This is a genomic window from Elstera sp., from assembly GCF_044372965.1.
Lineage (GTDB): Bacteria > Pseudomonadota > Alphaproteobacteria > Elsterales > Elsteraceae > Elstera.
Genome location: NZ_JBILQX010000156.1, coordinates 1 through 8,339, shown reverse-complemented (window position 1 = coordinate 8,339; position 8,339 = coordinate 1). Strand labels below are relative to the sequence as shown.

The following is an 8,339-nucleotide window of genomic DNA, read 5'->3' as shown; positions in this document are numbered from 1 at the left end:
ATATCCGCTGCTTTGAACCGAATTTATGGCCGCAATATCTCGCAAATTGTGAATGAATTCCGGGTGAACGACGCCAAGCGACGCCTCGTCGAAACGGGTGCCCCCGTAACAAGCATCCTGCTCGAGTCGGGTTTCGGCACAAAGTCGAACTTCAATCGGGAATTCTTGCGCGTCACGGGCATGACCCCGAGCCGCTATCGGCAGGCAGGCCGCGAGAGCCCAACCGCGCAAACGGCGGCAACCGCCGCACAATCCCCCGCCCCCCGTTCAAAGTCATCGACCTAAATCACGATCTCGAACGTCCAAAATCGCGTTCAAGGGCGCGCGGCGCTTTATCTTCAGACAAGTTTCGGCCTAACCCCACGGCCATAAGGAACTTCGATGAAACCGTTCATAAAAATCGCAACGATGGTTTGCACTACCCTCTCGGCGATGCTGATGGTGCCTGACGCTGCCAATGCAAGCGAATTTGTCGGCGTGCGGCAGATCTCAGCCCCCTCCAAAGAGCGCGGCACCGATCTGGCTGTGACCCTTTGGTACCCGGCGGACGCGGGCGGCAAGCCCGTTAGACTTGGCGAGAGTATCTTTTTCAAGGGGACGGAGGCAATGCTCGAAGCCCCGATCGCACCCGGAAAATACCCGCTGATATTGCTGTCCCACGGCGCGGGCCTCGGGGGAACGCCGCACGCGATGAGTTGGATGGCAACGCCTTTGGCGCAGCAGGGGTTCATCGTGGCAGCTCCCGCTCATCCGGGGAACGCGGGGGCGAACCGATCCGCCTTGGAAACCGTGAAGCTCTGGCTAAGGCCTGCGGATATCAGCGCGACCTTGGAGGCGGTGGAAAAACAGCCGCTGTTTGAACCTTACCTCGATACGGGGAAGGTCGGTGCCCTTGGGCTGTCGATGGGCGGCGGCACGGCCCTCGCCTTGGCGGGGGCGCGCATCGATCCAAACCTGCTGGCAAGCTACTGTGATACCGACGCGCTCAATCCTTCACTTTGCGACTGGGTTCGACGCAGCGGCGTCGATCTTCATGGCATCGATATGCGACTGGCGGGCCGTGACAATAAAGACAGCCGAATTCAATTTTTGGTAGCAATCGATCCTGTGCCGGTGGATGTGTTTCAGCCCCATAGCTTTTCCGAGATTTCGATTCCGGTTGACCTCGTGAACCTCGGCCGACCGGAAAATATCCCCCGAACAGCCCTCGCGTCCGGAATCGCACGGGCCATCCCAAAGGGCTCATATTCCACCATCGAGGAGGCGAGCCATTACAGCCTGTTTGGCGAGTGCAAACCCGATGCCGCCCTATTGGCGCAGGCCGAAAAGATCGATGATCCCATCTGCTCCGACGGCGGGGGACAGTCCCGCCCCGCTATCCATAGACAGCTGGTTAAGATGGTCGCCGAGGCTTTTGTTCGAGAGTTGAAAACGGCCCGCTAGACAATATTTTTGAAGGGGCTTTCCGACAGGTTACATGCCGGTCTAGGCCGAGAGCGGGTAATTCGCACCGAGACACTGCCGCTCTGAAGGGCTATAAACCCCACAACTCCTGGACCGGCCTATGAACCTCGAAACCATCTCGCTCGACCAATTGCGCGTCTTCACCAAAGCCGCCGAGCTTGGCAGTTTTTCTGCCGTGGGGCGCGAATTGGGCCGGGCGCAATCGGCAATTAGCTATGCGATTACCACACTGGAAACTCAGTTGGGCTTGTCGCTGTTCGACCGCAGCGGCCATACGCCCCGGCTGACCGAGCAGGGCGCGGCGATTTTGGCCGATGCCAAATCCATTCTCGCCCGCACCGAGGGGCTGCACGCCCGCGCCGCCGGGTTGCGCGATGGGCTGGAGCCGGAACTTGCCATCGTTATCGACGTGATGTACCCGGTGCCGCGCCTCGCCCGCGTGCTCGGCGACTTCCGCGAACGCTTCCCCACCGTCACGATGCGCGTCGGCGTTGAGGTTCTGGGGGCGGTCGCCGAATACGTGATGAATGGCCGGGCGAAATTCGGCGTGATCGGCTCGATGCCGTTTCAACCGGCGGGGCTGGTTGGCGATGCGCTGCCGCCGATTCGCCTGATCCCGGTGGCGGCTCCCGCGCATGCGCTGGCGACCATGCCGCGTGAGAACCGGATGATGGCGCTGACCGACGAAGTGCAACTGGTGCTGACCGACCGCAGCCGCCTGACCGAGGGTAAGGACTATGCGGTCTATTCAGCCAAAACTTGGCGTCTGTCGGACTTAGGCACCAAGCTTGAATTTCTGCGCGCGGGCCTCGGCTGGGGCAATATGCCGGAGCATTTGGTGCAGGAGGATATCTTGTCCGGACGCCTCGTGCATCTGTGCGGCATTACCCGCAGCGTCACCGAATGGCTGCCGATGCATCTGGTCCGGCACCCGACCACCGCCCTCGGCCCCGCCGGGCGTTGGTTGTGGGATGCCATGCTCGCTCCATCGAATAATTAGATAGGTTAACACAATTTTTCTGCCGATTTCTTGATAGGAGAAACCGGGTAGCGTCGGCCCATCAAAATTCGCTTCCCTGGAGATTTTCCATGTCCGACACACAAAAATCCGATCTCGCCCTTCTCCTGCTCCGCGTTTCGCTGGGCGTGATGGCCCTCGCCCACGGCTTCCTTCTGAAGGTGCTGACTTTCACCCCGGCCGGGACGGCGCAGTTTTTCGAATCGGTTGGCTATCCGGCCTTCGTCGCCTATCTCGTCATTCTAGGGGAAACCCTCGGCGGTTTGGCCCTGATTGCCGGCGTGTTCACCCGCCTTGTTGCCGTCTTGCTGCTGCCGATCCTGATTGGGGCAACGCTGATGCATGTCGGTAATGGTTGGATGTTCAGCAAGCCGAATGGCGGCTGGGAATTCCCCGCGTTCTGGACGGTTGCCTTGGTCGTGCAGGCCTTGCTCGGGCCGGGGGCTTACTCGGTCGGTCGCCTGCTGCCCACCAGCCTGCCGAGCTTTGTGCGCGCCTAAGGCTTGACCTTCCCGGTCAGACTTGCTCCCCTCCAGGGCATCCGCCCTGGAGGTTTTTTATGTCCGAGACGCCCATGACTCTCCCCCGTTTGGGCGATTCCGCCCCCGATTTCGAGGCCGATAGCACCCATGGGCGGCTGGCCTTAAAAGATTTTCGCGGAAGTTGGCTGGTGCTGTTCTCGCACCCCGCCGATTTCACCCCCGTCTGCACTACCGAATTTATCGCGCTGGCCCACGCCGCCGACCGGCTGGGGGCGCTCAACTGCCAGCTTCTCGGGCTTTCCATCGATAGCGTCTACAGCCATATCGCGTGGCTGCGCACCATCGAAGCCCAGTTCGGCACCGCCATTCCCTTCCCCGTGCTCGCCGATCACGACCGCGCCGTCGCCCTGCGCTATGGCATGCTGATGCCGGGCGAGAGCAGCACGGAGGCGAGCCGCTGCCTGTTCGTGATCGATCCTGACGGTATCGTGCGGGCGATGATCTATTACCCGATGATCGTGGGCCGGAATATCGAGGAAGTCGTTCGCCTCGTCACCGCGCTGACCACCACCGCCGCCGCAAAAGCTTCCGCCCCCGCCAATTGGCAACCGGGCGAGGCGCTGCTGGAGCCCGCCCCCCGCACGGTGGAAGGCGCTGCCGCGCGCAACGCCGGGGCCGATTGGTTTCTCCAGTACCGCAACGCCGATTAGCCCGCCGATGCCCTGCCTCAACCCCGACGGCACCTTGACCGCGACGGCGCGAAAACTCCTCACCGCCTTAGAGGCCGAGACGGTCGATGCTTTGCGGCTCGCGGGCGTGACCCGTCTCCCGCTGTGGCAGGTGCGGGCCAGCCTGCGCGAATTGCGCGGGCAAGATCTGCTGGAATTCGCTATGCCTCACGGGGACGACAATGATCGCCCGCACCGCCTCACCCCCATTGGGGCCGAGGTGCTGGACCTGAGCCGCGCGCTGGACGGAGACACGACCGAATGACCGACCCCAAAAAAACTACCGGCTTTGCCGCCATGCCCGCCGGAATGCGGTTGTTTATCGTTGCGGGGCTGATGGTCGTCGTCGCTGGGATCGGCGCTATCGCAGCCCTTCTGACCGGCGACCGACCCATCGGGCTTGCCCAAGAAGGGCGCAGCACCGGCGCGCCGCTCGTGGGCGGGGCCTTCACGCTGGTCGATCAGGACGGTAAAACGCGAACCAGTGCCGAATTTGCCGGAAAACTGACCCTCGTCTATTTCGGCTACACCTTCTGCCCGGATGTCTGCCCCACCGGCTTGCAGCGCCTCGCCGAAGGGTTGGATGTGCTGAGCGATGCCGAGCGGGCCAACGTCGTGCCCCTCTTCATCACCATCGATCCGGCGCGCGATACCAGCGCGGTATTAAAAGAATATGTGGCGCAGTTCCACCCGGCCTTGATCGGCCTTACGGGAACCGCCGAGCAAGTGGCCGTCGCGGCAAAAGCCTATCGGGTTTATTACCGTAAATCGGATCAAACCAAAGATCAGGCGGATTATTTAATGGATCATTCCTCCATCATCTTCCTGATGGGCCGCGACGGGGCGTATAAGGCCCATTTCACCCACGAAAGCAAACCGGACGATATTGCGGCAGGCATTCGAAAAGCCCTGAAAGGGTAAAATAAAAGCCCGTTCAACCGATGCTGAACAGGCCTTACTCTCGAAGAGGGGGCGCTCGAAGAACGAGCGCTCGTGTTGGTCGGTTTAATGCCCGGCGACGAGCCCATCGATCATATGCAGCAGTTGGAAGACGATCACGCCGACGATGCCGCAGGCGGCACCGAGGCCCACGAGCATCACCATTTTGCCAAGCGCCGGTCCTATCGGCGCACCCTTTAGGGTCGACAGCCGATTGCTCAGGGACGCGGGCGGGGTCATCCGTTGCGCCGGGGGCTGATATTGCACCGAATAAAGGCGGCGCTTGCCATTCTCCGCCTCGCTGACGATGCGAACATTCTTCGCGCCCATCGTAGGCACGAGTTTACGCACTTGGAGCAAAGCCGTTTCCAGGCTACGCGCTTCCTGTTGGGCGACCCATTCGCCATCAATACGGGCTTCAATCGTATAGTCTGGTTGGTCGAATTGGGTTTCCGCGCCCGAAGATGAGGAAAATTCGGTCATCGGTCTCTCCATTACCACGGAATAAGTCATATTAACAAAATATTACCCCGCAAGATAGAGGGGCGCTGTGACTTGGCCGTGATAGAATCATCCTAATTATAAGCAGATAAGGATTAAGAATAAATTAGCGAAAACTTGATATTGAATCATTCGCATACAAATAATTTTCTAAAAATGACTCAACACGCCGCGCGCCGGGGCGCGCGGCGCGCGTTAGCGACGGAAAGAGGCGGCTTAAACGCTCAGATCGAGCGAATGGCGATGCTGCTGCTCAAGATCCACATCCCGCTCTTGTTCACGGTCACGCTTGTCGCGCATGCGGGTCTGCTCACCTTTGGGCGCAGGCTTCATCGCGCGTTGGGTTTGAGCCGAGGTCGGCGGTTGGGCCGGTTGGGGCTTTGCTTGGGCAGCGCCTGCAAGAGCCGCGACAACCGGATTGATCGGTGGGACAATCATTCTGAGTCTCCTGTCAATCCACTAGAAATAGTTCTTCGGAGTCCAGGATATAGGTTGTCACAGCGGAAATACGACTCTTTTTTGACTCAAAAAGGTCAAATCCCATGTCTTTTCCACACTAGCGCGGCAAAAACAGCGCGGTAACCTGATAGGATTCCGGCGAAAAATGACCCATTCCTATCTCAAGGTGCCACAAACTGCAGACCGAACCAGCGCCAGCGCCCTTCCCCCGCCGCGAGCGTACAGTTCAACCGTGACCGGCCAGAAGGGAGCGGCTCGCGCAGGCGCACTTCCACACGCCGCTCGCCGAGCTCCTGCACGTCGGCCCGCCCGATCCCCGACACGAAGCAGGCGAGGTTCGCCGCCGCCCCGGAGCCCATCATCGGGTCCAGCGTAAACCCGATGGCGGGCATCGCACTATCGAGCGCCATATCGGTGGGGGTCACGTCCGAAACCAGCAGCGGCAGGGCCTGAGCGGCCAAGCGCAGGCGCTCCACCGAGGCAAAGGGATCGTTCATGGCAAACCGGGGCAGGGCATAGGGGTCGAGCCGCCCATGAATCACCCCCGATTGCTGCGAAAACGCGGCCTCATACCCTTCTGCGGCCACCAGAGCCCGCACGGCGGCATCGTGTTCGCCATAGGGATAGGCAAAAAGCCGAGGTTTGCGCCCGGTTTCGCCCCGGAGTCGGTCCGTCGCGCGGGCGATTTGGCCGAGCAAATAGGCGCGTTCCAGGCCCAGCATGTGGGGGTAAGAGGCGGTTTGATTGCCAAGTTCTAGGCCGTCATCCGCCATATCACGGATTTCCGACCAGGACAGCGTATCCGGCCCCGCCCGATCCACCGTATCGGTCGCGACGAACAGGGTGGCCGGCAAGCGCGCGGCCTGCAGGCGCGGCCAGGCAATCGTGTAAATCGAACTATGGGGCTCATCGAACAGAATGCCCACGGTGCGGTCGGGCAAGGGCCGGTTGGCCCGCAGGGCAGCAATAATTTCTGGCACCGGCAGAACGGTAAACTCGCCGCTCCGCAGTTCCGCCAAATGGGCTTCGAAATTCTCGATCGAAATGCTGGAGCCGGTCGCCCCCGCCTCGTCGCCAATGCGGCTGTAGCTCAGGATCACCGCGCGCGGCAAAGTGGCGTCTATCCCGGATTGCGCCTGCGCTATTCCCGGCGCAAACTGCGCAAGACCAAGCGTGACCAGAACCAACAGACGCCGCCACAGGCGCTTACGACGCGCAGCGCTTCGCCAGATATTTGGCATTTGATTAGAATCCATCATCTCCCCCAGAAGCAACCCTGGGGGGCTCCGCCCGATTTGTCCAGCCTCACGCATACGCCTAAGCGGTTGGCATCATCCGATCCGGCAAGGCGGAATCGCTGACTAGAGGGTAGCTGCGCGCATTGAACAATTGATAATGCCACCATTCTTTCGAATAAAAATCCCACCCCGCCGCCGACATGAGCCCGAGCAGGAGCAACCGATTGCGCTGCGCCTCAAGGCTGATATCGGTTCGGGCATGGTGCGAACGGTCGGTAAAATCATCGAACGGCGTCCCCATATCGAGTTCTTTCCCCTCGCCATCGATCAGGGTTAGATCGATGGCAACGCCGCGCGAATGGGGCGAGCCTTTGCGCGGATCAGCCACAAAATCGGAATTAGGGGCATGGTTCCACAGAACCCATTGCGCTTCGGGCGGGCGGAAGGCATCAAAGAGACGGAATTTCAGCCCTAGCGGGGCCGCAAGGGCGATTGCCCGACCGAGCGCCGCCGCCGCATCCCGGTGTAAATAACAGGGGGCTTGCGCATAAATCGGTCGCCCCGTCACATTCTGCGGTGTGGCATAGGCAAGAGCGATGTCCACGGAGTATAGATCGGGCGTGATGCGGACTAACGACATTCGACAGCTTTCCTTTCTCTCATCCTCGCGTCGGCCTGTGCCCGGACCGACGGGAGCGACACGATTAACGGTGATAGCATTGCTTGGCGCGGGGCGGCAATGAGTGCGCTTCTCGTGCTGGATGCCAGCGGGGCCGCCAACTCCGTCGGGCTGATCGATGCCGAAAACGGGGCGCTGCTGGGGGCCGAAACCCGCCCGATGCAGCGGGGACAGGTGGAAGCGCTGCTGCCGATGATCGATGCAGTGCGGCGCGCGGCCGGGGTAGAGTATATGCAGTTAGTGGCGATTGCCGCCACGGTCGGCCCCGGCTCCTTCACCGGAATCCGGTTGGGCTTGGCGGCTGCGCGCGGGGTCGGCATCGCAACCAAGCGGCCTGTATTCGGCATCGATAGTTTTACGGCGCAGTTCGTGAGCCTGCAGGCCGAACGCCCCCATCTGCCAGAAACGATCCTGATTCTTCTCGATAGCAAGCGGCAGGATCTGTTTGTTCAGGCGATGGATGCACGCGGCACCGCCTTGACCCCGCCGCAGGTTCTCCCGCCCGAGGCGGTCCGCGCCTTGGCCGACCGGCTGGCTGCTGAGCGGCCCGGCCCCTTGCTGGTTATCGGCGATACCGGAATGCTACCCGCGCTCGATGGGATCGTGGCTGAACGGGTATCGAGCGGCCCGCCATCGATTGCAGCCCTTGCGGCCCATAGCGCAGCGCTCTGGCGTGCAGCGCGGGCGGAGGGGGGAAGCCTGCCCGCCGCCTCGCCGCTATACCTGCGCGCGCCGGACGCTGTCATTCCCACGGGCGGCGGGGTTTTGCCGCATCTCCGCCCGATCGCCTAAGCGCACCCCATGTCGTTGCCGCCCCCCCGACTGCTGGAG

At 61.4% G+C, this 8,339-nt stretch carries 12 protein-coding genes; 8 read left to right on the top strand and 4 right to left on the bottom strand.

Annotation, left to right across the window (positions count from 1 at the left end):
- From ACIQ36_RS15870 to ACIQ36_RS15840, 7 genes are all read left to right on the top strand, one after another.
- Positions 1–285, top strand: a 285-nt coding sequence (locus ACIQ36_RS15870) for a helix-turn-helix domain-containing protein (protein WP_395831069.1), incomplete at its 5' end; no start/stop codon positions are given.
- A 96-nt stretch (positions 286–381) separates the two neighbouring features.
- Positions 382–1,443 carry an alpha/beta hydrolase family protein gene (locus ACIQ36_RS15865; protein WP_395831068.1) on the top strand — a complete coding sequence of 354 codons (1,062 nt, stop codon included), beginning with the start codon at positions 382–384 and terminating at the stop codon, positions 1,441–1,443.
- Positions 1,444–1,564: 121 nt separating this feature from the next.
- Positions 1,565–2,464 (top strand): LysR family transcriptional regulator, encoded by a 900-nt coding sequence (locus tag ACIQ36_RS15860; RefSeq protein WP_395831066.1) that lies wholly within the window; start codon positions 1,565–1,567, stop codon positions 2,462–2,464.
- An 89-nt stretch (positions 2,465–2,553) separates the two neighbouring features.
- Entirely contained in the window at positions 2,554–2,982 is a 429-nt protein-coding gene (locus ACIQ36_RS15855) for a DoxX family protein (RefSeq protein WP_395831064.1), read from the top strand.
- 59 nt (positions 2,983–3,041) lie between these two features.
- Positions 3,042–3,674, top strand: a complete 633-nt coding sequence (locus ACIQ36_RS15850; protein ID WP_395831062.1) for a peroxiredoxin — start codon at positions 3,042–3,044, stop codon at positions 3,672–3,674.
- Between the two features lie 7 nt (positions 3,675–3,681).
- Positions 3,682–3,957 (top strand): hypothetical protein, encoded by a 276-nt coding sequence (locus ACIQ36_RS15845; protein WP_395831060.1) that lies wholly within the window; start codon positions 3,682–3,684, stop codon positions 3,955–3,957.
- The gene (locus ACIQ36_RS15840) at positions 3,954–4,613 is read left to right on the top strand and encodes an SCO family protein (RefSeq protein WP_395831057.1); all 660 of its coding nucleotides are present in this window, start codon (positions 3,954–3,956) and stop codon (positions 4,611–4,613) included. Before ACIQ36_RS15845 ends, ACIQ36_RS15840 begins: the two co-directional genes overlap by 4 nt.
- Before the next feature lie 84 nt (positions 4,614–4,697).
- Here ACIQ36_RS15840 and ACIQ36_RS15835 read toward each other — a convergent pair whose 3' ends face one another.
- The 4 genes from ACIQ36_RS15835 to ddpX form a co-directional block, all read right to left on the bottom strand.
- Complete coding sequence (locus ACIQ36_RS15835) at positions 4,698–5,114, bottom strand: hypothetical protein (protein WP_395831055.1); 417 nt, start codon at positions 5,112–5,114, stop codon at positions 4,698–4,700.
- A 234-nt stretch (positions 5,115–5,348) separates the two neighbouring features.
- On the bottom strand, positions 5,349–5,570 hold the full coding sequence (locus tag ACIQ36_RS15830; protein ID WP_395831053.1) for a hypothetical protein: 222 nt from the start codon (positions 5,568–5,570) through the stop codon (positions 5,349–5,351).
- Between the two features lie 182 nt (positions 5,571–5,752).
- Positions 5,753–6,832: a polysaccharide deacetylase family protein gene (locus ACIQ36_RS15825; protein WP_395831051.1), complete on the bottom strand. Its 1,080-nt coding sequence runs from the start codon at positions 6,830–6,832 to the stop codon at positions 5,753–5,755.
- A gap of 76 nt (positions 6,833–6,908) precedes the next feature.
- Positions 6,909–7,469 carry a D-alanyl-D-alanine dipeptidase gene (gene ddpX, locus ACIQ36_RS15820; RefSeq protein ID WP_395831049.1) on the bottom strand — a complete coding sequence of 187 codons (561 nt, stop codon included), beginning with the start codon at positions 7,467–7,469 and terminating at the stop codon, positions 6,909–6,911.
- A 99-nt stretch (positions 7,470–7,568) separates the two neighbouring features.
- Here ddpX and tsaB point away from each other — a divergent pair, with 99 nt between their 5' ends.
- A complete protein-coding gene (gene tsaB, locus ACIQ36_RS15815) occupies positions 7,569–8,300 on the top strand; it encodes a tRNA (adenosine(37)-N6)-threonylcarbamoyltransferase complex dimerization subunit type 1 TsaB (protein WP_395831047.1) in 732 nt (243 codons plus the stop codon).
- Positions 8,301–8,339 lie beyond the last annotated feature (39 nt).

What these genes read in the sequence shown, in the direction of transcription:
- tsaB (WP_395831047.1), top strand. Translation starts at nt 7,569, where the DNA reads ATGAGTGCGCTTCTCGTGCTGGATGCCAGCGGGGCCGCCAACTCCGTC.
- ddpX (WP_395831049.1), bottom strand. Translation starts at nt 7,469, where the DNA reads ATGTCGTTAGTCCGCATCACGCCCGATCTATACTCCGTGGACATCGCT.
- ACIQ36_RS15830 (WP_395831053.1), bottom strand. Translation starts at nt 5,570, where the DNA reads ATGATTGTCCCACCGATCAATCCGGTTGTCGCGGCTCTTGCAGGCGCT.
- ACIQ36_RS15850 (WP_395831062.1), top strand. Translation starts at nt 3,042, where the DNA reads ATGTCCGAGACGCCCATGACTCTCCCCCGTTTGGGCGATTCCGCCCCC.
- ACIQ36_RS15865 (WP_395831068.1), top strand. Translation starts at nt 382, where the DNA reads ATGAAACCGTTCATAAAAATCGCAACGATGGTTTGCACTACCCTCTCG.
- ACIQ36_RS15835 (WP_395831055.1), bottom strand. Translation starts at nt 5,114, where the DNA reads ATGACCGAATTTTCCTCATCTTCGGGCGCGGAAACCCAATTCGACCAA.
- ACIQ36_RS15860 (WP_395831066.1), top strand. Translation starts at nt 1,565, where the DNA reads ATGAACCTCGAAACCATCTCGCTCGACCAATTGCGCGTCTTCACCAAA.
- ACIQ36_RS15840 (WP_395831057.1), top strand. Translation starts at nt 3,954, where the DNA reads ATGACCGACCCCAAAAAAACTACCGGCTTTGCCGCCATGCCCGCCGGA.
- ACIQ36_RS15845 (WP_395831060.1), top strand. Translation starts at nt 3,682, where the DNA reads ATGCCCTGCCTCAACCCCGACGGCACCTTGACCGCGACGGCGCGAAAA.
- ACIQ36_RS15855 (WP_395831064.1), top strand. Translation starts at nt 2,554, where the DNA reads ATGTCCGACACACAAAAATCCGATCTCGCCCTTCTCCTGCTCCGCGTT.
- ACIQ36_RS15825 (WP_395831051.1), bottom strand. Translation starts at nt 6,832, where the DNA reads ATGCCAAATATCTGGCGAAGCGCTGCGCGTCGTAAGCGCCTGTGGCGG.